This is a genomic window from Micromonospora sp. CPCC 205561 (assembly GCF_036906775.1).
GTDB lineage: Bacteria > Actinomycetota > Actinomycetes > Mycobacteriales > Micromonosporaceae > Micromonospora.
In genome coordinates, this window is sequence record NZ_JBAKHV010000005.1 from 74039 (window position 1) to 97744 (window position 23706).

Genomic DNA, 23706 nt, shown 5'->3' on the forward strand with positions numbered 1-23706 from the left:
CGCCCACCGCCGCACCGCCGTTCGCGCCCTCCCCCGCCCTGTCGATCTTGCAGTTGCAGCCCTCCCGAGGTCGCTTCTGCTCCGTTCGTCGGGGCGGCGACTGCTCGATCGCGGAGCGGGTAAACGCAGGGCGAACCGGCGCCGGGCGGGGGCGGGGGCCGGCGCGGGCGGGGTCAGGGGGGAGTTGGTCGGGGGTGCCAGGTGTCGCCGTGCAGGAGTTGGGCGGCGCCCAACCAGGCCACGTTCATCATCCGGGTGGCGGTCGCCTCCGGATCGGCCTCCGGGTGGTCGGCGAGCCAGTCGGCCAGCGACTCGGTCGCGCCCACCAGGGCGTACGCGACCACCTCCAGGTCGCTCTCGCCCACCTCGCGCCCCTCGGCCCGCAACGCGTGGTCGAGCATCCCGGCGACCACCTCGACCAGCCGGGCGCGCATCCCGGCCAGCTCGCCGGCGAACGGCTGCTCGCCCCGGGCCTGCCGGTAGAGCACCGCCCAGCCGTCGCGGTGCGCCCCGACGAAGCCGAAGAAGGCGCGCAGGCCCCGCCAGAGCCGCTCGTCGGCGGGCAGGTCGGGGGCGGCCGCCCCCGCGATGGCCTGCATCATCCGGGTGCCCTCCCGGTGCAGACAGGCCACGAAGAGTTCTTCCTTCGTGCCGAGATACGCGTAGACCATGGGCTTGGAGATGCCGGCGTCCTCGGCGATCTCGTCCATGCTCGCCGCGTGGAAACCCCTGCGCGAGAAGACTTTCACGGCCGCGTCGAGCATCTGTTGCTCGCGTACGGCCCGGGGGAGGCGCTTGAAGGCGTGCGGGGTGGACACCTTGCGAGCATACCTACTCGCCCGTAAGGTTACGCACGAGTAGCCAATTCCCGGAAGGTGCAGACCCATGACTGACTTCGACCCGGCCAGCTTCGCCAACGTCGGCCCCAAGGAGTTCGCCCAGCTGGTCAAGTCCACCCCGGACAACAAGATCGCCGAGGTGATGTCGGGCGACCTGCGCGGCAAGATCCTCGGCGAGGTCTTCGGCCGGATGCCGCAGCTCTTCCGGCCCGACCGGGCGGGCTCGACCAACGCGGTCATCCACTGGAACGTCACCGGCCGCCCCGACGGTGGCACCGACACCTACGAGGTGGTCATCGCCGACAGCACCTGCACCGTCAACGAGACCCCGCAGCACGACCCGAAGCTCAGCCTCACCATGGGCCCGGTCGAGTTCCTTAAGATCGTCTCCGGCGGGGCCAACCCCGTCATGATGTTCATGACCGGCAAGCTCAAGGCCAAGGGCGACCTCGGCCTCGCCGCCAACATCGCCAACCTGTTCGACATCCCCAAGGCCTGACGTGGCCGAGTTCTCGCTCGACCTGAACGAGGAACAGCGGGATCTGCGCGACTGGGTGCACGGCTTCGCCGCCGAGGTCGTGCGCCCGGCCGCCGCCGAGTGGGACGCCCGGGAGGAGACCCCCTGGCCGATCATCCAGGAGGCGGCGAAGGTCGGCCTCTACGGCTTCGAGTTCCTCGCCACCTGCTGGGCCGACCCCACCGGCCTCTCCCTCCCGATCGCCAGCGAGGAACTCTTCTGGGGTGACGCCGGCATCGGGCTGGGCATCTTCGGCACCTCCCTCGCGGTGGCCGCCATCTACGGCGCCGGCACCCCGGACCAGATGGTCGAGTGGGTGCCGCAGTGCTTCGGCACCGTCGACGAGCCGGCCGTCGCCGCCTTCTGCACGACCGAGCCCGAGGCCGGCTCCGACGTCGGCGCGATGCGCACCCGCGCGGTCTACGACGAGGCCGCCGACGAGTGGGTGCTCAGCGGGCAGAAGGCGTACGCCACCAACGGCGGGATCGCCGGGGTGCACGTGGTCACCGCCTCGGTCGACCCGTCGCTCGGCTCCCGTGGGCAGGCGGCGTTCGTCGTACCGCCCGGCACCGCCGGGCTCAACGCGACCCGCAAGCTGCGCAAGCTGGGCCTGCGCGCGTCGCACACCGCCGACGTCTTCCTCGACGACGTACGCGTGCCGGGGCGCTGCCTGCTCGGCGGCCGGGACGCCCTGCTCGAACGCCTCGACCGGGCACGCTCCGGCAGGCGCGCGTCGGGCCAGGCCGCGATGCGCACCTTCGAGCTCTCCCGACCCACGGTCGGCGCGCAGGCACTGGGCGTGGCCCGCGCGGCCTACGAGTACGCCCTGGACTACGCGCGGGAGCGGGTGCAGTTCGGCCGGCCGATCATCGAGAACCAGGCGGTCGCGTTCGCGCTGGCCGACATGAGGACGGAGATCGACGCCGCCCGGCTGCTGGTCTGGCGGGCCTCCTGGATGGGCCGTAACAACCGGCCCTTCACGGCCGGGGAGGGCTCGATGTCCAAGCTCAAGGCCGGCGAGGTGGCCGTCTCCGTCACCGGGCGGGCCGTGCAGCTGCTCGGCGGGGCCGGGTTCCTCCGGGACCACCCGGTCGAGCGCTGGTACCGGGACGCCAAGATCTACACCATCTTCGAGGGCACCTCGGAGATCCAGCGGCTGGTCATCTCCCGGGCGATCTCCGGCGTCCAGATCCGCTGACCGCCGCCTGCCGGTGACCGTGCACGGCCGGGCGGCCCGCCCGTGCACCGCACGAGGAGGCCACGTCATGGACCTGCCCTTCACCGTCATCACGCTGGCGCGGCGCGGGCTGCTCGCCCCGGGCCGCCCCCTGCGCGTCGCCGCCCAGCTCCGGGCGCTGCGCGGGTGGGGCTGGGGCCTCGCCGGCGAGCTGCGCCAGGCCGCCGCCCGCGACCCCGGCCGATCGGCCGTCGTCGACGAGCGGGGCGCCGAGTTGACGTACGCCGAGTTGCTGGAGCGCGCGGAGCGGCTGGCCCGGGGCATGCGGGCGGCGCTCGGGGTGCGGCCCGGGGACCGGGTCGGCGTGCTCTGCCGCAACCACCACGGACTGATCGAGGCGATCGTGGCCGCCACCCTGCTCGGCGCGGACGCGGTGCTGGTCAACACCGGGCTCTCCGCCGCTCAGCTCGGCACCGTGGCGCAGGAGCAGCGGCTGCGGGTGCTGGTGCACGACGCCGGGTTCGCCGACCGGGTCGTCGACCTCCCGGGCGGGGTGCGGCGGCTCGACGAGCGGGCCCGGGAGGAGCTCGTCGCCGACGCCCGTCCCGGCGAGCTGCGCCCGCCCGGACGCGACGGCCGGATCGTCGTGCTCACCTCCGGCACCACCGGCGCGCCCCGGGGGGCCCGGCGGCCCACCCCGAACGGCTTCGGCCCGCTGGTCTCCATCATCGACCGTATCCCGCTGCGCACCCGGGACCGGGTGCTGATCGCCGCGCCGCTCTTCCACACCTGGGGCTACGCCGCCCTCCAGGTCTGCTTCGCCCTGCGGGCCACGGTCGTGCTGCACCGGCGCTTCGACCCGGCCGCCACGCTGGCAGCCCTGGTGGAGCAGCGCTGCGACGCGCTCTTCGCCGTACCGGTGATGCTGCAACGGCTGCTGGAGGTGCCGCCGCCGGACCCCCGCCCCCCACTGAGGGTGGTCGCGGTCAGCGGATCCGCGCTGCCGGGCGGCCTCGCCACCAGCTTCATGGACGCCTACGGCGACGTGCTGTACAACCTCTACGGCTCCACCGAGGTCTCCTGGGCCTCCATCGCCGGCCCCGCCGACCTGCGCGCCGCACCCACCACCGCCGGGCGCCCGCCGCACGGCACCCGGCTGGCAATCCTCGACGCGGCCGGCGAGCCGGTGCCGGCCGGCCGGGTCGGTCGGATCTTCGTCGGCAACGAGCTGCTCTTCGAGGGCTACACCTCGGGGGCCGGCCGGGAACACCGCGACGGCCTGCTCGACACGGGCGACCTGGGGCGGCTCGACGCCGACGGACTACTCTTCGTCGACGGCCGGGCCGACGACATGGTCGTCTCGGGCGGGGAGAACGTCTTCCCCGCCGAGGTGGAGGACGTGATCTCCCGGCTCCCCCAGGTCCGGGAGGTGGCCGTCATCGGCGTGCCCGACCCGGAGTACGGGCAACGCCTCGCGGCGTTCCTCTCCCTGCGCCCCGGCGGGACGCTCGACCCGGAGGACGTCCGCGCCCATGTCCGGCACCACCTGGCCCGGTTCTCCGTGCCCCGGGACGTCGTCCTCGTCGAGAAGCTGCCCCGCAACGCCACCGGCAAGGTGCTGGCCCGCGAGCTGCGCCGCCAGCAGGGCTGACCGTTCCCCGGCCGTTACTGGCGGGATGCCTCGCCGCCCCTAGGCTGGCGGCACGATGATCGGCTCCGCATCCCGCCGCCGTGCCCTCCACCGCCACCGTGCCCGGCACCGCCAGCCAGGACCGCGGATGGCGCCGCTGCTGCTCGTCGAGGCGGCGACGCTGCTCTCCAACACGGGCAACGGGGTGGCCAACGTGGCCCTGCCCTGGCTGGTGCTGGAACGCACCGGCAGCGCCACCGCGGCCGGCGTGGTCGCGGCGGCGACCGCGCTGCCGCTGCTGCTCTCCGGCCTCGTCTCCGGCACCGTCGTGGACCTGCTCGGCCGGCGGCGGACGGCGCTGGTCTCCGACACGCTCTCCGCCGTATCGGTCGCCGCGATCCCGGTGGTCGACGCCCTGCTCGGGCTGGACCTCGGCTGGATCGTGGCGCTGGCCGTGCTCGGCGCGGTCTTCGACCCGGCCGGGCTGACCGCCCGGGAGACCCTGCTGCCGGCCGCCGCGCAGGCCGCCGGCTGGCGGATCGAACGCGCCAACGGGGTGCACGAGGCGGTCTGGGGGCTCGCCTTCCTCATCGGGCCCGGCGTCGGTGGCGTGCTCATCGCCGCCATCGGGCCCGGCTCGACGCTCTGGGTCACCGCCACCGGATTCGCGCTGGCCGTCGCGATGATCGCCGCCGTCCGGCTGCCCGGGGCCGGCCGCCCGGAACGCCCACCGGCGGGCCTGTGGCGGGGCACCGCGGAGGGGCTGCGGTTCGTCTGGCGGGACCCACTGCTGCGGACCATCGCGCTGCTCACGATGGTGCTGGCCGCGCTCTACCTGCCGGTCGAGGGCGTCCTGCTGCCGGCCTGGTTCGTCGCCCAGGGGGAGCCGGCCCGGCTCGGCGCCCTCCTGATGGCGATGAGCGCCGCGGGAGTCGTCGGGGCGCTCGCCTCCGGCGCGGCGGGACGGCTGATCCGCCGGCGGACCCTGATGTCGACCGCGCTCGTCGTCATCGGGGTGGCCCTCGTCGGGCTCGCCACCCTGCCGCCGTTCCCGGCCATGATCGGCTTCGCCGCCGCGATCGGGCTCGCCTACGGGCCGGTCAATCCGCTCGCCAACTACGCCATGCAGACCCGCACGCCCGAGCGGCTGCGCGGCCGGGTGGTCGGGGTGATGACCTCGTTCGCGTACGCGGCCGGGCCGGCGGGCTACCTGCTCGCCGGGCCGCTGGTGGAACGGCTCGGGCTGCGCACCGCGTTCCTGGTCCCGGCCGTGGCGCTGCTGGTGGCGGTGCTGATCGCCGCTCCGCTGCCGGTGCTGCGAGCGCTGGACGAGCCGCCCCGGTACCCACCCGCGCCGCCCGGCGGCGCGTCGGGCCGGCCGGAGGATTCCGCCACCCCGGCGCTGGGGGAACCCGTCCCGTCCGACGAGCGGTGGCGTCCCGCCCCGCGGCGCGGCCGACACCGGATCGCCGCCGGCCAGAGCTAACGCGCGACCCCGGCCGGGCGGGCGGCCCGCGCCGGCCGGCAGGGGCGGCCCGGCCGTCGACCGGGCGGCCGGGGTGGGGCGGTCGGCGGAAGGGCCGGCGGCGCCGGGTCGAGGATCGCCCGGTCAGCCGGGGAGGCTGATCCGGCCCTCGACGGCGGCGGAGGCGATGTCGGCGCGGTGGTGCGAGCCGGCGAGGCCCACCCCGCCCACCAGCCCGTACGCGGCGTCCCGGGCGGCGGGGAGGTCGGCGCCGGCGGCGGTGGCGCAGAGCACCCGGCCACCGGCCGAGAGCAGCGTCCCGTCGGCGCCCCGTCGGGTGCCGGCGTGGATGATCCCCGGCCGCTCGGCCCCGGTGATCACGTCTCCGGTGCGCGGGGCGGCCGGGTAGCCCTCGGCGGCCACCACGACCGTGACGGCGGCGCCGTCGCGCCAGCGCAGCGGCGGGTGCCCGGCCAGCGTGCCGGTCGCGGCGGCGTGCAGCAGCCCGGCCAGCGGGGTCTCCAGCAGCGCGAGCACCACCTGCGTCTCCGGATCACCGAAGCGGGCGTTGAACTCGATCACCCGGGGGCCGTCGGCGGTGATCGCCAGCCCGACGTAGAGCAGGCCCGCGAAGGGGGTGCCCCGCCGGGCCATCTCGGCCAGGGTCGGGTGCACGACGTCGCGCATGACCTCGTCGACCAGGCCGGCCGGCGCCCAGGGCAGCGGCGCGTACGCCCCCATGCCGCCGGTGTTCGGCCCGGTGTCGCCGTCGCCGACCCGCTTGAAGTCCTGCGCGGGCAGCAGCGGCACCGCCGCCTCGCCGTCGGTCACCACGAAGAGGGAGACCTCCGGTCCGGCCAGGTACTCCTCGACGACGACCCGGCCGCACTCCTCGGCGTGCCGCAGCGCGGCGGCCCGGTCGTCGGTCACCACGACGCCCTTGCCGGCGGCGAGCCCGTCGTTCTTGACCACGTACGGCGCACCGAACTCGTCCAGCGCCCGGGCCGTGCTCTCCGCGTCCGCGCAGGCGTGGGCGCGGGCGGTCGGTACGCCGGCGGCGGTCATCACGTCCTTGGCGAACGCCTTCGAGCCCTCCAGCCGGGCGGCCTCGGCGGACGGCCCGAACGCGGCGATCCCCTTGGCGCGTACGGCGTCGGCCACCCCGGCCACCAGCGGCGCCTCCGGCCCGATCACCACCAGGTCGGCCCCGGTCTCCACCGCCAGCGCGGCGACGGCGGCCGGGTCGGCCGGGTCCACCGGCCGCAGCTCGGCGACGGAGGCGATGCCGGGGTTGCCCGGCGCGGCGATCAACCGGTCGACGGCGGGGTCGGCGGCCAGGCCGAGCGCGAGCGCGTGCTCCCGCCCGCCGCCGCCCAAGAGAAGTACGCGCACGATCCGTGATCCTACGCGCGCACCCGCGTCTCCCCTCGGCTCGGTGCCGCCCGGCCCGCCGGACCGCACCCCCGGGCGCAGCCGGCCTCCCCCGCCGCGAAGTGCCGGCCGCAGTGGCCGCAGTGGGGGCACACGAAGAGCCGCCGCTGGCTCGGCAGCCAGCACGGCGCGCTCAGCATGTCGTTGCCGTGGGACAGGTCGAGCGCGTCGCCGTCGCCGCCCGGGAGGTGGGCGGAGCCGTACCAGAGCACCGGGTACCGGCCCCGGCAGTCGCCGCAGGCGTTGACCCCCCACTCGGTGCCGCACCCGCCGCCCCCGCCGCAGGTGGCGTGGAAGGTGCGCCCCTGCCAGGCGTCGAAGTCGTGGCCGCCGGCAACCACTCCGCAGGTGGGGCAGGTGGCGATCCGGGTCAGCGCGTCACGGGCCGCCGCCAGCCCGGTCTCGGCGTCCGTCGGGGACACCCGGGCGCCCCGCCGCGACTCCCGGTCGGCCCAGAGCCGCAGCGCGCCACGGGCGGCCTCGAACTCGTCGAACCGGGGCGGGCGCACGGCGAACAGCTGCCCGTCCTCCACGCGCAGCCAGGTCGACGCCGCGGTCACGGGTCCCACGGCGGCGTCCGGCAGCCCGAGCACCGGCGGGTAGGCCAGCAGGTCGGGCACGTCGACGACCCACCGCAGCGCGCGGGCCACCCGTTCCAGGGAGTCGGACTCCAGCGGACTCACCGGCACGCAGAGCGGACCGTACGGTTCGCCGCCGGCCGCGTCGGCGGGCCGCTGGAACCCGGCCCAGAACGCCCACAACCGGGTGCCGACCGGGAGCGCCGCCCGGTCCTCCGCCGTACCGGGGTAGAGGACCACCGTCGAGGCGTCCGCCTGGGCCAGCTCGTCCAGCACCGCGGCGACCGCTCCGCCCCGGTTGGTGACCGCGTGCGGCAGCGGCACGAACCGGACCAGCGCGCGCCCGTGCCCCGGTTCCCGTGCGTGCTCGTCTCCCGGCTCCTGCCCGGTGAGCGTGAGCACGCCGTCGGGGCCCCAGCCCAGGTGGTACGTCACGGCGTCCCGGTGCAGGGGCAGCGGCGGCCCCGACCGGCTCGGGGCCGGTGCCGCGCCCACCTCCATCCGCAGGTACTCGCAGGCCCGCAGCACCAGCAGGGCGCAGTACCGCTCGAAGCCCACCGCGAACCGCTGCTGCCGCGACCGGTCGACGGTCCGCGAGTGCACCTCGTCCGTCCAGGCGGTCCAGAGCCCGCCGACCCGGCGGTACCGGTCGTCGTTGTTGATCAGATTCGTCCGCTGCACGGTGATCGGCAGGTGCGCGTTGCGGTTGACGCCCTTCACCAGGCGCGATCCGCGCAGCGCGTGGACCTGCCCGAGCCAGCCCCGCAGCACGGCGCCGAACTCGGTGGCCTCCGCGATGACCCGGTCGGAGTGGGTGGCCATCCCGTCCAGCAGCAGCGCGAAGCGGAACGCGTTGCGCCACGACGGCCGCTCCACCTGACGGTGGTCCACCAGCCGCGCGACCAGGCGCGCGATGTCCTCCACCTCCCGGATGCGGGACGCGAGGTAGACCGCCAGCCGCTCCAGCAGGCGGCCGGCGAGCCGGTTCTCGTACAGGTCGATGTCGTCGTCGAAGCGCAGCGCCAGGACGTGTGACGGCCGCACCCCGCGGACCGTCCGCACCTGCCAGTACTCGCTGTGCTGGGAGAGGTGCGCGGTGGCGGTCGTGGCGATGCGGGTGGCCCGGTCGACCCGGGTGACCTCCCGGACGACCCGCAGCCGGTCCGCCGGGTTGCGGGCGACGGCGACCAGGGCGTTCAGCCCGGACCGGATCTCCTCGTCGAGTCTGGTCGGGTTCAGCCGCTCGCGCGGCTCGGCGATCAGCGGGGACTGCTCGGCCCACTCCTGCGCGCTCCCGCCGGCCTCGGCGGTCGCCGCGAGGCGCGCGGCGATGGTGAGGATGGTGTCCACCACGACCGGCTCCGGCTCGCCGTGCGGCCGCGACTGCCCGCCGACCGTCCGCCCCCGCCCGCCGGCGGGGGTACGCGCCTCCGCGGGCAGGTGCAGCGACCAGCGCTCGTCGGGGACCGACGCGAGGTAGTCGCCCGGCCCCACCGGACGCCCGTCGAGCGTGGTGCCGGGGGGCACCCGGTGCAGCAGGTACCGCCCGACCGTCGCGGGCCCCGCGGGGAGCGCCGCCAGCCGGCGTCCGGTGAGCCGGTCGTACCACTCGACGCCGCTCACTCAGCCCCGCCCCCGGCGCCGGATCGCCCGGTCCAGCACGGCCTGGACGGCGACCGGTTCGTCGTCCAGGCCACCGGCCTGCCAGCTGTCGAGCACCGCGTCGCGCACCCGGTCGAGCGTCTCCCTCTCGATCTCGTAGTGGTGTTCGATCTTGTTCAGGATCTTGGTGGCGAGCAGCCGGTCCGCCGCCTCGCCGACGGTGCCGCCGGCCGCGCACACCACCGGCACGTACGCGTCGACCTGGCGCTTGAGCCGGGACCCCCAACCCAGGTGGCACTCCTGCGCGAGCAGCTCCTTCAGGTCGCCCTCCAGGAACCGCCACACCGTGGCCGACTGCTGGCGGAACGGGCGCCGCGCCGCGACGAAGGCCTTGCGCAGCCCGGCGAGCGTGACGACCGGCTGGGCGCTCGGCGCGGGCTCGTCCATCCAGGGGCGCTGGGCGGGCAGCTCCAGCACGTACGCGCGGTCGTAGGTCTTGTCGGCGAAGCGCACGGTCGTCTCGTCGTTGTTGGCGGTGCCGACGAACCAGACGTTGTCCGGCAGCGGGATCCGCCACTCGCCGTCCGGCTCGTCCGTCAACAGCCGCCGCGGCGGTCGCCCACTGCCGCCCGGGAGCAGGTCGAACGCGGCACCGGCCGGGTTCTCCAGCTTCGAGAGCGCGTCGGCGAAGTACTGCTCCGGGTGGGACAGGTTCATCTCGTCGAGCACGATGAAGTACGGGACCTCGGCGTAGTACGGGCACTGCGCCTCGTAGAGGGCCTTCAGGAAGGCCGACTCGTGGAACCGCCGCTCGAAGGTGTTGTAGTGCCCGAGCAGGTCCTGCCGGTCCCGCCAGCCCGCCTGCACCTCGACCACGCGGTGGCCCGCGCCGACCGCCCGGGCGAACGCCCGCGGCAGGCTGGTCTTGCCGATCCCGCTGAGCCCCTCCAGCAGGTGCAGCCGGCTCATCGCCAGCCCACCCAGGAACGAGCGGACGTCCCGCTCCGAGTACGCCAGCCGGTCCGCCGGATCCTGGTGCCACATGGTCCGGCGCACCTGGACCGCGAACTCGGCGAGGTCGGGCTCCCCCACGTCCTCCAGGTCACGGGGAACGTTCAGCTCCGGGTTGCGGTCCATCTCGTCGCAACCCCGGAACGCGGTCTCCCGCTCGGCCTTGCGGCTCAGCGAGTCGTACCGCTGGTGCAGCTCCTCGATGGTCGCCTGGTAGCCGCTGACCACCCCCTGGTAGGCCAGCTGGGTGTCGCGCAGCAGCTCCACCTCGGCGACCGCGATCCGCGAGGACTGCACCTCGCCGAGCAGCCGCTGCTGCTCCAGCCGCAGCTCCGTGGTGCGCTGGCCGCAGCGGCGGTGCTCGTCCGCGGTGCGCCGCAGGTGCAGCACGTCCTCCTCGTCGGGCCGGCGGGCCAGCTCGTCCCGGAGCTCCTGGTTGGCGCTCTCCAGCTCCCGCAGGCGCCGGGCGGACGCCTCGGGACTGTGCTGCCCCAGCAGGTCCAGGTCGCGGTGTTGCCGCTCGATGAGGCGGTGCTGGCGGTCCACCTCCGCACGGGCGGCGGCGAGGCGTTCCTCGCCGGCACGCAGCGCGAACTCAAGCTCGGCGATCCTGCGCGCCGACTGCGACTCGACCGCCAGCCGTACGGTCTCCTCCTGTTCCTCGACGCCGCGGCGGGCGCTCTCGACCTCCCGCCGGTCGGCGCGCAGCAGCATCCACTGCCGTTCCAGCTCGGCGGCCTCGTCCTCGATCCGCTTGCCGCGGCCGGCGAGCTCCTGCTCGAAGGCCACCCGCTCGGCCTCCAGCGCCTCCCGGTGCTGCCTGCGTTCCCGGTCCCGGCGGTCGCGGTGCTCCCGCTCCTCGGCTTCCAGCCGGGCGACCAGCTCGGCCAGCTCGGCGTCGAGCCGGGCGCGGGCGCGCGCGCCGTGGGCCCGGAATCCGGCCTCGGCGTCCAGCTCCCGTTCGCGGACGGCCTCCTCGCGCTCCCGCAGTTCCCGCTCCCGGCCGTCGAGGGCGGTGGAGAGGCGGCCGGCCTCCGCCTCCGCCTCGGCGAGGGCGGTCTCACCGCGGCGCAGCTCGGCGAGCCGCTCCTCGGCCTCCTCGGTGCGCCGGGTGGCGGCCCGGGCGGCGTCGGCGTACACCTTCTGTTGCCGTCGCACCTCGGCCAGCGCCCGGGCGAGCGCCTGCGCGTCGGCGGCGTCGTCGGTCGCCGCCGCGCCGCCGTCGTCCTGCTCCAGGCCCTCCGTGGCGGCCACCGCGTCGACCTCCTCGGCGCGCTCGAACGCCTGCTCCAGGAGGCGTTCCGACGTTTTGGCGGGGGTGCTGGGCCCGTCGCCGCGCTGGGGCGGTACGCCGGCGGCTCGCGTCGCCGTGGGCTTGCGCTGGCTGGCGCGGGGCGTGGACTTGCGCTTCGACATCAGACGGGGGTTCCTTCGCTGGTGGAGACGGGCGGAGCGCCGAGGCAGGCGCGGACCATGTCGTGGGCGAGACCGCGAGCCCACTCGACCTCGTCCGGGGCGGGATCGGAGATGGCCGCGTGCGAGCCGTCGTTGCGCAGGTCGCCGAGGAGGTTCCAGGCGTCGATGAAGCCGGGTTGCCGCTGGCCGAAGCGGAGCAGGGGATGCCCGGGCCGGCCGGCGAGCACGCTGAGCAGCGCCGCGGCGAGCAGGACGTGACGGTTGACGTGACCGTCGCCCGCGAACGCCTCCTCGACCTTCTGCCACGGCACCCTGGCGAGGCGGCCGGGCGGGCCGAAGCCGACGCTCCGGCAGACCTCCGCCAGGGCCTTGCGGCGCAGGGTCTCGTTGCGCCGCAGCTCGCCCAGCACGGGGTCGGGCGGCCGGTGGCCGGCGACCATCCGGCGCAACAGCAGCTCGACGGTGCGCGCGGCGTAGGTGACGGTGTGTTCGTTGGCCGCCCTGCCCCGGCCCTCCCCGCTGCGCAGGTAGGCCGCCTCCACCGCCACCATCAGCCGGCACAGCTCCGGGTCGTCGGCGGCCCGCAGGCCGAGCCCGAGCGCCAGCTGCTCCTCGACGTCGCGGCGGACGTCGAGGTCCGCCGCGTAGAGGTCGACGGCGCGCTTCTCCGCCGTGCCGCCGGTGAGGTCGGCGAGGACCTGCTTCAACCCCAGGTCGTGGTCGGTACGCGACACCACGAAGCTGCGCAGCAGCGGGCTCGCCCGGGGCGCGAACGGATCCCGCGCCTGCCACACCTCCTCGCCGCCCTGCCGGTTGACGTAGAGACAGGTGGAGAGCCACACCATGGTGGGCGCGGAATCCACGATGGAGACGCGACGGATGGCGGCGCCCGGGGCCTGGCCGTCCGGTCGACGCAGCCGGCGACGGCGGGCCGCGTCGAGGATCGTCACCGCGTCCGGCGGCTGCGGCGTGAGGCCGTCCGGCAGGCGCACCGGCACCAGCCGGCGGGGCGGCCCCGGTTTGCCCTTGCTGCCGCTGCGCAGGAACGGCCCGCTCTGGTCCCAGGAGACGTCGGCGTACCTCGGCGCCACCTCCGCCCCCGGCCAGAGCGTCTGCGAGAAGACGTCCTGGAAGACGTACGCGACCTGGGTGTCCTGCGGGTCCACCTCGCCCGTGACGAGGGCCTCCCGCCCGGCCTCGGTGACGCGGCGGATCTCGTCCAGGTAGCCGAAGCGCGCCAGCTCGCCCACCACCACCCGCACCAGCGCGGGGTGCAGACGCAACGCGGCGGCCATCTCCTCGGTGTCCCGGACACCGACCCGGCACAACCCCAGCACGCCGCGCTGGAACAGGTTCAGCTCGTCCTGATCGGCGAGCGGCGCGCAGACGCGGTACTGCCAGGCCGGCCAGAGGAGCCACCGGTGCGGCACGTCCGGGCTCCGCCGGACCATGTCGACGACCGGCAGGTCAGACCGGAAGGTGGCGGCCGAACTGTCCATGGCACAACTCCCGGAAGGCGGTCAATCCCTCAAGCTGTTCCGGGGCGGCGCCCCGGAGGAACATCTCGCTGTCGCCCACCGCGATCAGCAGCCTGCGTTGCCGGCTCAGCGCCACGCACAGCCGGTTGACGAGCATCAGGTGGCCGTACCTGCGCCACCGGGTCCGGGGCGTGGCCGGCATGTCGTTGCTCCTGGTGGTGGAGAGCAGCACGACGTCGAACTCCTTGCCCTGGAAGGCGTCGACCGTGCCGACCCGCAGCCGCTCGTCGCCGTCGGCGTTGAGCTCCATCTCCGGTACCGGCCGGAACTCGTCGCCGTCCTTCAGCGCGAGGCCGGTCTGCACCAGCTCCGCCCAGATCGCGTCGACCTGCGGCCGGTGGAAGGCGATCACCCCGAAGGTCAGGGCCGGGTCCTGCGCGGCGAGCCGGCCCAGTTCCGCGGCGACGGCCTTCGCCTCGACCGGACGCCGCCACGAGGTGCGCACCCGCTCCTCGACGCCCGCCTCGAACGGCACGTGCCGCCACACCCCGACCAGCCCCCGGTACGGGTGCAGCGAGTGGCTCAGCTCCTCCGCCGACCTGCCGGCCTGGATCCGGTCCGGGCCGCCGTAGAACGCGGTGCTCACCAGCCGGCCGAGTTCGGGGTGCATCCGGTACTGGACGTCCAGCCGGACCGTCCGGTCCGGCTTCCGCTCCAACAGCTCGAACAGCCGCTCGAAGAGGCTGCGACCGAGGTCGGCCTCCAGCCGGGCGTCGTCGGGGGACTCCCGCCGCAGCACGTCGACGAGTTCGCGCTCGACCGTGTGGGGCAGCTGCGCCTGGTCCCCGACCAGCACGATCCGCTTGCGCGCGCAGGCCATCGGGATCATCAGGTCGAGCGGGTTGGCCCGGGCCGCCTCGTCGATGATGACGGTGTCGAACGACAGCTTCCCCTCCGCCGCCAGCTCCCGCATCTGGGCCGAGTCGACCTGCTGGCAGGTGGCCGCGAGGACCGGCGCGTAGGAGTGCACGGCCTCGTACACCCGCTCGGGGTCGTGCTCGAAGACGTCGACGTAGTCCGCGATGATCGCGTCCCGACCGTCGCGGGAGTCGTGCAGCCGCCGCTCCGCCTCCGCCGACACGGTCAGCAGGGCGTCGCGGACCAGCGGGTTCAGGCCGGGGGCGGCGACCGGACCGCCGGTGCCCGCCAGCAGGTTCAACAGGCGGTGCCGCAGCGTCCGCAGCTCGCCGAGGAAGCCGGGCTCCGCGTCGCCGGCCCACCCCGCGGCACGGGTGAGCAGGTCGGCCTCGGCCGGTTCGAGCAGCTCGGAGCCGCCCAGGTGGTCGAGGGCCCGCCGGCAGCCGACCGGGCCGTCGTCGCCGAACCCGGTCGGGGTGTCCCGCAGGGCCCGTACGAGCCGACGCAACCGGACGGCCCGGACCGGGTCGACCAGCGGCGTCTCCAGCGCCAGCTCCAGCTGCCCCCGCACGGCCGCCACCTGGTCCCGCACCGCAAGGCTGAGTTCCCCCTCGGCGAGCGTCTCGATCCGCCGCAGCAGGCCGACGGTGGCCTCCAGCGGCGGCGGCGACACCAGGTAGGAGGCGACCAGCGTCTGCACGGCCCCCAGCCGGCGCCGCCGGGCGCTCCCGGGCCGCCCGACCAGATCGTCGTTGAGCCGACCGAGCAGCTGCCGCCGCCAGCGTTCGGCCGTCCGGACCGTGCCGCGCCGGCGCGCGTCGACCTTGACCCCCGGCAGGTCGTAGACGCTCGTCTTGGCGAGGACGTGGTCCAGCGCGTCGTGCTGGTACGTGGTGAGCAGCGTGTTGCGCCCCACCGTGCAGACCAGCTCGTCGACCTCGGCCAGCCGCTGCTGGAGGGCCGTGATCACCTGCGTCTTGCCGGTGCCCGGCGGCCCCTGGATCAGCACGATGCCGGGCGTGTTCAGCGCGATGCGGATCGCTTCCTGCTGCTTCTCGGTCGGCCGCCCCGGGCGGAAGACGTTCCGGGTCGCCGCCGACATGGCGTCGTGGCCCAGCGGGCGGGTGTCCGGCGGGACCGCCCCGTTGATGAGCAGCCCCAGCCCCTTCATCTCGGTCTGGCCGCGCGCGATCCGGTCGCGGGCGTACTCGCGGCGCCGCATGCTGACCTCGCTGCCCCGGTAGGCGTAGTGCAGGTAGCCGGTGGGCGGCGGGACCACCTCGTCGCGGTGACCCGACCGGGTGACGAGCACGAGCTGCATGCTGTCCCGGTCGATCCAACGCAACGGCGCGCTGAACGACGGGCCGCCGCGGCCGGAATCGGTGCTCTCCCCGGCGCCGAGCAGGAGCGCCGGCACCCGCTCCGAGGCCTGGAGTTCGAGGTTGGGCTCGTCGGCGCGCGCGTCGCGGATCTGCTCGACGAACCGCCGCGTCTTGGGGTCGGTGCCCAGCCGGAAGCGCCACGCGCCGTCCTCGATCGCCTCGCAGGACGTGTAGTGGCCGGTGCCGAGGTCGGCCGCGAACCGCACCGCCCGCGCCCACTCCTGGTTGTTGTACTGCTCCCACAGCTCCAGGTAGGACCGCTCCCCCTCGGCGACGCCGCCGAAGCCGCCGAGCTGGTGCGCGTCGAGCCGCGCCCCGGCGGTGTCGTCTGTGAAGGTGAGCTCGGTGCGCAGCAGCGTGAGCTGCCGGCCGTCGGGCGGCCGGCGGGCGATGAGCAGCCGCGTCAGGATGAGCCGCCCGTCGTACTGGCCCAGGTCGGCGTCGACGTCCAGGCCGTGCAGCCGCAGCCCGGTCTGGTCCGTCTCGTCGGCCCGCCCGGAGACGACGGCCCGCCGGTGCGGCTCGCCGGGCAGCCGGGGCAGCAGCAACTGCTGCCCGAGCCACCGGCACACGTCCTCGACGGAGGAGAGCGACCGGTTGCGCCGCTGCGCGTACGCGATGGTCCGCTCGTCGACCCCGACCCGTACGGCGTCGCTCCAGAGCAGGTCGCGGTCGAACAGGTGGACCCGGACGGCGGCCCCGCGCCGGTCCCCGTCGACCCGGGCCGCCCAGGCCACGGCCCGGCGCCGGGCGGTGAGCACCAGTCGCAGCGCGTCCTCGTCCCGCGCCGTGCGCCCCCGTACGGCCACCCCGGCGACCCGGGCCGCTCCGCCGCCCGCCTCGCCCGCCCGGCCGAGCAGCACCTCGCCCTGCCCGCCGGTGAGGACCATCTCCTCGGTGGCGCGCAGCCCCTCCGGCAGGCGCTCGGCGCCCACCGTGCGCAGTTCCAGGTCGAGGATCTGCCCCTGCCACGGCCGGAGCCCGCTCGCCAGCAGCTCGGCCCGGTTCACCCGGCCCGCCATCAGCGGCCCGTCCTCGCCGGCCCGACGACGTCGAACGTCACCTGCCGGTGCGGGCTGAGCGGGTCGCTGGTGAAACAGAGCCGCCACGGCGGCACGTCCGGGCGGAGTTCGATCTCGGCGTCCCGTCCGGGTGGCAGCCGCCGGTGCACCTGCCCGTCGCCGGAAACCAGCAGCACGGCCCGGACGCCCACGTTCGCCACCCGGACCCGGCTCCCGCCGTCCCAGCTCACCGTGGAGAGGGGCCGGTGCGGGTCGTCCGAGCGGATCTCGCCGTGCCGGGCGGTCAGCTCGAAGGGGCGCCCGCTGTCGATGGCGACGAGCTCGCCGGCCGGGATGTTCCACCCCCGCGCGCCGACCACCCGGCCCGGGTCAGGGGCCTCCTCCGCCCGGGCCAGGCTGAAGACGTCGGGTCCGGCGTGCAGCCACACCCGGCAGACGAGGTCGCTGCCCGGCGTCGCGCCGCACCACGGGCACGCCCGGGCCGCGAACCGGTGGCCGGAGCAGGACCGGCAGGAGATCAGGGCGTCGACCGCCTGCCACAGCGCGGTGGCCCAGTCGGCGCAGGACGGCCGACGCGCGGGGGCGCGCAGCCCCTCCTCGAAGGTGGCCCGGAAGTAGCCGGTCAGCGTCCTGGTCAGCAGCCGCTGCCGACCGGGCAGGCCCAGCGTCGAGGCGTTGCTGCGGTCCTCGCTGTGGTCGATCCAGGGCATCCGGTACGCGTGGGCGGCCTCCTCCAGCTCGACCGGCCCGTCGTCGACCTCGTCGCCGACGAAGGGGTGGGCGGCGAAGAGCGTGTGGTGGGCCAGCACGGCGAACGCGAACGCGTCCGACAGCGTGCTGATCCGGCTGCCCCGACTGACCAGTTCCGGCGCCCCGTACCCGGGGGTGTAGACGGCGGACCGCGAGCCGTCGGACTCGACCGCGAGGTTGTCCGGGTCCACCAGCCAGATCTGGTCCTGGTCGGTCGGCTCGGAGACCAGCACGTTGCCGGGGGAGGGGTCGCCGTAGACCACGCCGCGCGAGTGCAGCGCGGCGAGCGTGCCGGCGAGCCGGGCCAGCACCCGCAGCCGCCGGCGCAGCCCGCCCGTCGCCAGGTACCAGGCGACCAGCTCCACCTCGTACGGCGGCAGCATCTGCTGCTCCAGCGGCACCATGTCGTCGAGCAGCTCCATCACGAAGCCGACGTCCGGCTCGGCCAGCATGACCAGTGGCCGCGCGACCGGAAGATCCTCGATCGGCATCCGGGCGACCGCGCGCAGGCGCTCCTCGAGCAGGCCGGCGTGGTGGGCCCGGGACCCGCGCAGGAACAGCCGCTTCACCGCCAACGGGCTGTCCCGGACCCGGTTGACGTGCCCTTCCGCGCCGTGGCCGAGCCGCTCGGCCAACGGCAGCGTCCGACCCCGTACGTCGCGTACGGTCGCTTCCATCGCTGCTCCTTCGGGTCCGGCGGCACGCCGTCGGGTCGGTGCCGCCGGGGAGGGGTGGGCCGGGGGTCAGATCAGGTCCTGCAACTCCTGCGGGTCGAGCGGCGGGATGGTGTCCGGCTTGACGCTGTGCACCCGCTCGGTCACCCGCATGGTGACCCAGCGGAAGAACTGCGGGATGCGGTTGACGTCCTGGGCGCGGAAGACCGGCATGGCGGGGTTGGCGACGAAGGTCTCCAGCACGTGCTGCGCCTCCTCGTCGATGTCCTGCCCGATCCCGACGGCGATCCGCAGCGCGCCCCTGCCCCGCTTCGAGTCGAGGAACCTCTCCATCTCCCGCTGCCACTCGTCGGTGGGCCTGCCGTCGGACACGAGGATCACCGTCGGGGTGAACGCGCGGCCGGGCACCACCCGGTCGTCCGCGAGCAGCTCGGTGGCGAGCGAGAGGGCCGCGCCGATCGGCGTACGGCCGAAGGGCTGGAGGTCCCGCCAGGCCACGGACGGCGCGGGGGTCATCGGCAGGTGCAGGCGCGCCTCCTCGCCGGCGAACGCGATCGCCCCCACGTGGATCAGCCCGCGCGGGGAGTCCTGGGCCGCGAAGTCCCGGAACATGGCGGCGATGCTGCGGTTCAGCACACCGATCTTGTCGTCCTCCGCCATGCTGCCGCTGGCGTCGGCGAGCACCAGCACCGGGAGCGGGCGGGGCGTGGCCGAGCGGGGCCGCACGCTCATGATGGGCTCCGCGGCCTGCGGCTCGGATGGCGTGGATTCTTCGCCGATCACGGTCTGTCCCCTCCGAATGACTCGGGCGAAAGCAACACGACAGGATCGGCGAGGCTGGTCGACGCTGTCAACGACAAGTCGGCCAAGTGTCGGCATTGCGTCTGGCGGGGCACGAGGGCGGACGGAACGGGCCGAACGGTGGTATGGCGCCGGGCGGAAAGCGCGAGGGGCGGCGCGCCGGTCGGTGACCGACGTGCCGCCCCTCGGGCTCGTGACGGATGCGCCCTCCGGGTTCAGAGGAGGGGGTGGCGGACCACGTTCTCCTCGCGCCCCGGGCCGACGCCGACGACGCTGACGCGGGTGCCGCAGATCTCCTCGACCCGGGCGATGTAGCGACGGGCGTTCTCCGGGAGCTCGTCCTCGGTGCGGGCCTTCGTGATGTCCTCCCACCAGCCGTCGAGCTCCTCGTAGATCGGAGTCGCGTGGTGGAAGTCGGTCTGCGTCATCGGCATGTCGTCGAAGCGCTCGCCGTTGATCTCGTACCCGACGCAGATCGGCACCTTCGGCAGGCCCGTGAGCACGTCCAGCTTGGTGACCACCAGGTCGGTGACACCGTTGAGGCGGCACGCGTAGCGGGCCACGACCGCGTCGAACCAGCCGCAGCGGCGCTCGCGGCCGGTGGTGGTGCCGTACTCGTGGCCGACCTTGCGCAGGTGCTGCCCGTTGTCGTCGAAGAGCTCGGTCGGGAACGGCCCGGAGCCGACCCGGGTGGTGTACGCCTTGCTGACCGCGATCACCTTGTTGATCGCCATCGGCGGGATGCCGGCGCCCACGCAGGCCCCGCCGGCCGTCGGGTTCGACGAGGTCACGAAGGGGTACGTGCCGTGGTCCATGTCGAGCATGGTGGCCTGGGCGCCCTCCAGCAGGACCGTCTCCCCGCGGTCCAGCGCGTCCCAGAGCATCACCCGGGTCTCGGCGATGTACGGCTTCAGCCGCTCCGCGTAGGCCAGGTACTCCTCGATCGTCGCGTCGACGTCGATCGCCTTGCGGTTGTAGATCTTGAACAGGAGCTGGTTCTTCTCACGCAGCGCCAGTTCCAGCTTCTTGCGCAGGATGCCCGGGTCGAGCAGGTCCTGAAGCCGGATGCCCATCCGGGCCACCTTGTCGCCGTACGCCGGGCCGATGCCCCGGCCGGTGGTGCCGATCCGGGAGCTGCCGAGGTAGCGCTCGACCACCCGGTCCAGGGCCCGGTGGTGCGGCATGATCAGGTGCGCGTCACCGGAGATCCGCAGCCGGCTGACGTCCACGCCGCGCTCGGCGAGCCCGTCGATCTCGGCCAGCAGCACCTTCGGGTCGACCACCACGCCGTTGCCGATGACGATCATCGCGCTCGGGGAGAGCGCACCCGACGGCATCAGGTGCAGCGCGTACTTCTGGCCGTCCGGGGTGATCACCGTGTGGCCGGCGTTGTTGCCGCCGGAGTAGCGCACGACGTAGTCGACCCGCTCACCCAGCAGGTCGGTAACCTTGCCCTTGCCCTCGTCGCCCCACTGGGCGCCGAGGAGCACGATCGCTGGCATCTTCTCGCCTCCAGAAGGCTCGGGTGCCAGGTGGCGACCGGTCAGCGAGCCCGGGGTGTCAGGCTAACAAGTAGTGGCGGCGCGGCCGGCAGGGGTCGCGTCGGGAGGCAGGAGGCCCTTTCCGTGTACGACGTGGTGCTGCTCTCCCTCGGCTCGGAGCGCGACGCGCCCGGCGGGGCCTGCGGCGGTGGCGGCGCCTGCTGCGGCGGCGCGGCGCCGGCGCAGGGGGCCGGCGCGCCCGACGGCGTGGGGGCCGCCGAGCGCTGCGACACCCCCCGGGTGCCGGTGCTGGCCTGCGCGGACGTGCTCACCGCCCGGGGCGCGCGGGTGGAGACGGTCACCGCCCGCTCGGACGCCGAGATCGACGACCTGCTGGCCCGGTTCGACGGCCCGCCCCGCCCGGACGGCCTCACCTGGCCCGACCCGGACTCCAAGGTCCGGCTCGTGGTCGCCTCGGCCAGCGACGCCCAGTTGCGCGCCGTCGTGCGCCGCATGGTCCGGCGGTACGCCCCGCCGCCCAGCCGCCGCCCGGACGACCTGCCCGGCAATCGCACGGTGCCGGACCTGCCGCCGGTCGGCGTACTGCCGCTCGATCCGGCGCGGAGCACGACGCACCGTGACCTGGCGGCGCAGCTCGGCCTGCCCCGCGATCCGGCGGCGGTGGCCGCCGCGGTGCTGGACGGCACCCCCCGCCGGCTGGACCTGCTGCGCAACGACGGCGGCTCGGTGACCCTGGACGGCGCGCTGGTCGGCGCCGCCGACGACGGCGGGCGGCCGCTGCACTGGCGCGCCCGGGTGGAGGTGGACGACGCGGTCCTCTCCGACGGCGAGGACCCGCTGCTGGCCTGCGCCATCGGCAACGCCGGCGGGTACGCCCGGCTCGACGACGTGACCCTGCTCCGCAACCCCGACCCGACGGACGGGCTGGTCGAGGTGGCGGTGGCCGTTCCCGTGGTGACCCGCTCGGCGTTGGGCAGGAAACGGGTGCGGTTGGAGGTACGCCGCGCCCGGGGTCGGGCCGTGGCCGTGCTGCCCCGCGAGGGGAGGGTCCCGTTCCTCGACGACGGGATCGAGAATGAGCTGAGCCGGAAACGGTCCTGGTGGACCGAACCGGGCGCCTGGGCGGTCTGGACGAGCTGACCTGGGCGTCCCCGGGCCATCGACGCGGCCCACCCCGCGACGGTCGGCCCGGCTCGGCCGCTGGGCCTATCCTCGGCAGGAGGAATGGGGAGGAACCGTGGTGGACGAGAACGTCGACCGGGTCCACGTGCCCGGCCAGCAGCCAGCGCCGGAGCGGGACATCGAACCGCTCTGGCCGCCGGACCAGATCGACGGCGCCGCCGTACCGGCCTGGGCGTCGACCGCCGCCCCACCGTCCCCGGTCCCGCCCCAGGGCCGGCCGGGCCAGCCGCCCTCGCCGGCCGACTACCCCTCCCTGACCGACGGCGTGCCGGCCCCCGCCGGCCGGCACCGGCGACCGGCTGGGAACCGGGTCCTCCCGCCCCGGGCCCGGACCCGGCCGCGCCGCAGGACGGCCCGCCGGCCGCCGGCCAGGGTGGCAACGGCGCGGCGGTCGGGTGGGACGGGCGCCCGCCGGCGACCACCGCGCCGGGCGGGCCCGCCCCCCACTCCCCGCCGGCCGCCCCCGGGCGGGTCGACCTCGACATGCCCTTCAGCCTCGACCAGCCGGTCCCGCCCGCGCACCCCGCCACCCCCGGCCCGGCCACGGCGGGTGGCCCGGGCTGGACGGGCGAGTCGGCCCCCGGCCCCGGCGGACCCGCCGAGCCGGTGTCGACGCCGGGCGGCGGCACGGCGGGTGCCGGCACGACCGGCGACGCGACGCCGGGCGAACAGCCGACCGACGGCGAGGGCACGACCGGCGGCGACGCGACCGGCGGGAGCACGACCGGCGGCGACGGCGCGACCGGCGAGGGCACGATCAGCGGCGCGACCGGGGGGCCGGTCGACGGCGGCCAGCCCGGCGCGGCGGCGCCGGTCGGCCCGGTGACCAGCGGCGGAGCGGCGAACGGCGGGGGGCGGGCGCCGGCGGAGTCCCCCTGGGCGCAGCCCCCGCAGCGACCCGCCACCGCCGCCGCCACCGCACCGGCTGCCGGCGCCGCCGACCCGACGCCCGCCGCCCAGGACGCGGCGACCCGGCCGGTCCCGCCCGGACAGGACGCGGCCCCGCACGGCGCGGCGGCGCAGGCCGCCAGCCGGCACGGCGCGGAGACGTACGGTCCGCACCCGCAGGGTCCGCAGCCGTACGGCGCGGTTCAGCAGGGCGCGGTGACCGGGCCGGCGACGGGCCCCGGGCCGGACCCGGCGACGGCGCGGCAGGCCGCTCCGCCCGGGCCGTACCCGCCGCAGTTGGCCGGCCCCCACCCGCCGCAGCCGGGTGCCCCGGCGCCGTCCGGTCCGTACCCGCCCGGCTGGTATCCGCCGCCGTGGCAGCAGGTCGCGGCGGGGGTGGCCGCACCGGCACCGCAGCAGGCGTACCAGCCGGCGGAGGGGATGCCGGCGCAGCCGGAATCCGGCTGGAACCCGGCGGTCGCCGCACCGCCGACCGCCGAGGACTTCGCCCGGCGCCGGCAGGGGCGCCCCGCCGACCCGGTGGCCACGATGGGCGTACGGGCCGTGGCCAACCGGATCGGCCTGCGGCTGCCACCGGGACGGCACGAGCAGGAGCTGCGGCGGGACATCGAGACGGTGCGCCGCAACTTCGGCGGGCTGCGCCAGGTGACCGTGGTGAACCCCAAGGGCGGCGCCGGCAAGACGGTGGCCATCCTGCTGCTGGCGATGACCTTCGGCCAGAAGCGCGGCGGCTACGTGCTGGCGTGGGACAACAACGAGACCCAGGGCACCCTCGGGATGCGCGCCCAGCAGGACTTCCACTCCCGTACGGTGCGGGACATGCTGCGCGACCTGGGCCAGTTCCAGGGCGCGCATGGGCGGGTGGGCGACCTGTCGCAGTACGTCCGCTCGCAGGGCGAGGGGATGTTCGACGTGCTCGCCTCGGACGAGTCGGCCACCGGTGGCGAGATGCTCACCGCCGCCGCGTTCGCCGAGATCCGCGAGGTGGTCAGCCGGTTCTACAAGCTGATCTTCGTGGACACCGGCAACAACGTCCGGGCCCAGAACTGGCAGGCCGCGATGGACGCCACCGACCAGCTGGTGGTCACCATGTCGGCCCGGAACGACTCGGCCGAGACGGCCGCCCGGATGCTGGACCACCTGGAGCAGAGCGGCCGCCAGCGGCTGGTCCGGCAGGCGGTGACGGTGGTCTCCATGCCGCCGTCACGCAAGGAGATCGACCTGCCGGCGATCCAGGAGCACTTCGCCGCCCGCACCCGGGCGGTGCTGCTCGCACCGTACGAGCGCCTCATCGACACCGGCGAGCCGATCCGGTACGGGGGGCTCTCCGCGGCGACCCGGGACGCCTGGCTGAAGATCGCCGCCTCCGTCGCCGAGGGGCTCTAAGGACGGGGCCGAGGGCCGGCCGGGAAGGCTCCGGGC

Annotated in this window: 15 protein-coding genes; 6 read left to right on the forward strand and 9 right to left on the reverse strand. The window is 75.3% G+C overall.

Going from position 1 to position 23706, the window contains the following annotated elements; translation table 11 throughout:
* Positions 1 to 173: 173 nt before the first annotated feature.
* On the reverse strand, positions 174 to 764 hold the full coding sequence (locus V6V16_RS05490; RefSeq protein WP_442934041.1) for a TetR/AcrR family transcriptional regulator: 591 nt from the start codon (positions 762 to 764) through the stop codon (positions 174 to 176).
* A gap of 121 nt (positions 765 to 885) precedes the next feature.
* On the opposite strand from V6V16_RS05490, the gene V6V16_RS05495 reads away from it, so the two are divergent.
* The 4 genes from V6V16_RS05495 (at position 886) to V6V16_RS05510 (ending at position 5649) form a co-directional block, all read left to right on the forward strand.
* Positions 886 to 1338 carry an SCP2 sterol-binding domain-containing protein gene (locus V6V16_RS05495; protein WP_334559987.1) on the forward strand — a complete coding sequence of 151 codons (453 nt, stop codon included), beginning with the start codon at positions 886 to 888 and terminating at the stop codon, positions 1336 to 1338.
* A 1-nt stretch (position 1339) separates the two neighbouring features.
* A complete protein-coding gene (locus tag V6V16_RS05500) occupies positions 1340 to 2554 on the forward strand; it encodes an acyl-CoA dehydrogenase family protein (RefSeq protein WP_334559989.1) in 1215 nt (404 codons plus the stop codon).
* Between the two features lie 67 nt (positions 2555 to 2621).
* Positions 2622 to 4184, forward strand: coding sequence for an AMP-binding protein (locus V6V16_RS05505; RefSeq protein ID WP_334559991.1), 1563 nt, complete (start codon positions 2622 to 2624; stop codon positions 4182 to 4184).
* Between the two features lie 127 nt (positions 4185 to 4311).
* The gene (locus V6V16_RS05510; protein WP_334559994.1) at positions 4312 to 5649 is read left to right on the forward strand and encodes an MFS transporter; all 1338 of its coding nucleotides are present in this window, start codon (positions 4312 to 4314) and stop codon (positions 5647 to 5649) included.
* A gap of 123 nt (positions 5650 to 5772) precedes the next feature.
* Here the strand turns inward: V6V16_RS05510 and purD are convergent, their stop codons facing one another.
* The 8 genes from purD to V6V16_RS05550 form a co-directional block, all read right to left on the reverse strand.
* Positions 5773 to 7020 (reverse strand): phosphoribosylamine--glycine ligase, encoded by a 1248-nt coding sequence (gene purD, locus V6V16_RS05515; RefSeq protein WP_334559997.1) that lies wholly within the window; start codon positions 7018 to 7020, stop codon positions 5773 to 5775.
* An 11-nt stretch (positions 7021 to 7031) separates the two neighbouring features.
* Positions 7032 to 9260, reverse strand: a complete 2229-nt coding sequence (locus V6V16_RS05520) for a DUF2357 domain-containing protein (protein WP_334560000.1) — start codon at positions 9258 to 9260, stop codon at positions 7032 to 7034.
* Positions 9261 to 11666 (reverse strand): hypothetical protein, encoded by a 2406-nt coding sequence (locus tag V6V16_RS05525; RefSeq protein WP_334560002.1) that lies wholly within the window; start codon positions 11664 to 11666, stop codon positions 9261 to 9263.
* Positions 11666 to 13165 carry a hypothetical protein gene (locus V6V16_RS05530; RefSeq protein WP_334560003.1) on the reverse strand — a complete coding sequence of 500 codons (1500 nt, stop codon included), beginning with the start codon at positions 13163 to 13165 and terminating at the stop codon, positions 11666 to 11668. Before V6V16_RS05530 ends, V6V16_RS05525 begins: the two co-directional genes overlap by 1 nt.
* The gene (locus tag V6V16_RS05535; RefSeq protein ID WP_334560004.1) at positions 13134 to 16466 is read right to left on the reverse strand and encodes a DEAD/DEAH box helicase; all 3333 of its coding nucleotides are present in this window, start codon (positions 16464 to 16466) and stop codon (positions 13134 to 13136) included. The genes V6V16_RS05530 and V6V16_RS05535 overlap by 32 nt, the downstream gene beginning before the upstream one ends.
* The gene (locus tag V6V16_RS05540; protein ID WP_334560006.1) at positions 16466 to 17893 is read right to left on the reverse strand and encodes a protein kinase domain-containing protein; all 1428 of its coding nucleotides are present in this window, start codon (positions 17891 to 17893) and stop codon (positions 16466 to 16468) included. The genes V6V16_RS05535 and V6V16_RS05540 overlap by 1 nt, the downstream gene beginning before the upstream one ends.
* A 66-nt stretch (positions 17894 to 17959) precedes the next feature.
* Positions 17960 to 18622, reverse strand: coding sequence for a vWA domain-containing protein (locus tag V6V16_RS05545; protein ID WP_334560009.1), 663 nt, complete (start codon positions 18620 to 18622; stop codon positions 17960 to 17962).
* Positions 18623 to 18906: 284 nt separating this feature from the next.
* Entirely contained in the window at positions 18907 to 20193 is a 1287-nt protein-coding gene (locus V6V16_RS05550) for an adenylosuccinate synthase (RefSeq protein ID WP_334560011.1), read from the reverse strand.
* 123 nt (positions 20194 to 20316) lie between these two features.
* Between V6V16_RS05550 and V6V16_RS05555 the strand changes: the two genes are divergently transcribed.
* Together V6V16_RS05555 and V6V16_RS05560 are read left to right on the forward strand one after the other, a co-directional pair.
* Positions 20317 to 21333 (forward strand): hypothetical protein, encoded by a 1017-nt coding sequence (locus V6V16_RS05555; RefSeq protein ID WP_334560013.1) that lies wholly within the window; start codon positions 20317 to 20319, stop codon positions 21331 to 21333.
* Positions 21334 to 21858: 525 nt separating this feature from the next.
* On the forward strand, positions 21859 to 23670 hold the full coding sequence (locus V6V16_RS05560) for a chromosome partitioning protein (protein ID WP_334560016.1): 1812 nt from the start codon (positions 21859 to 21861) through the stop codon (positions 23668 to 23670).
* The last annotated feature ends 36 nt before the right edge of the window (positions 23671 to 23706 follow it).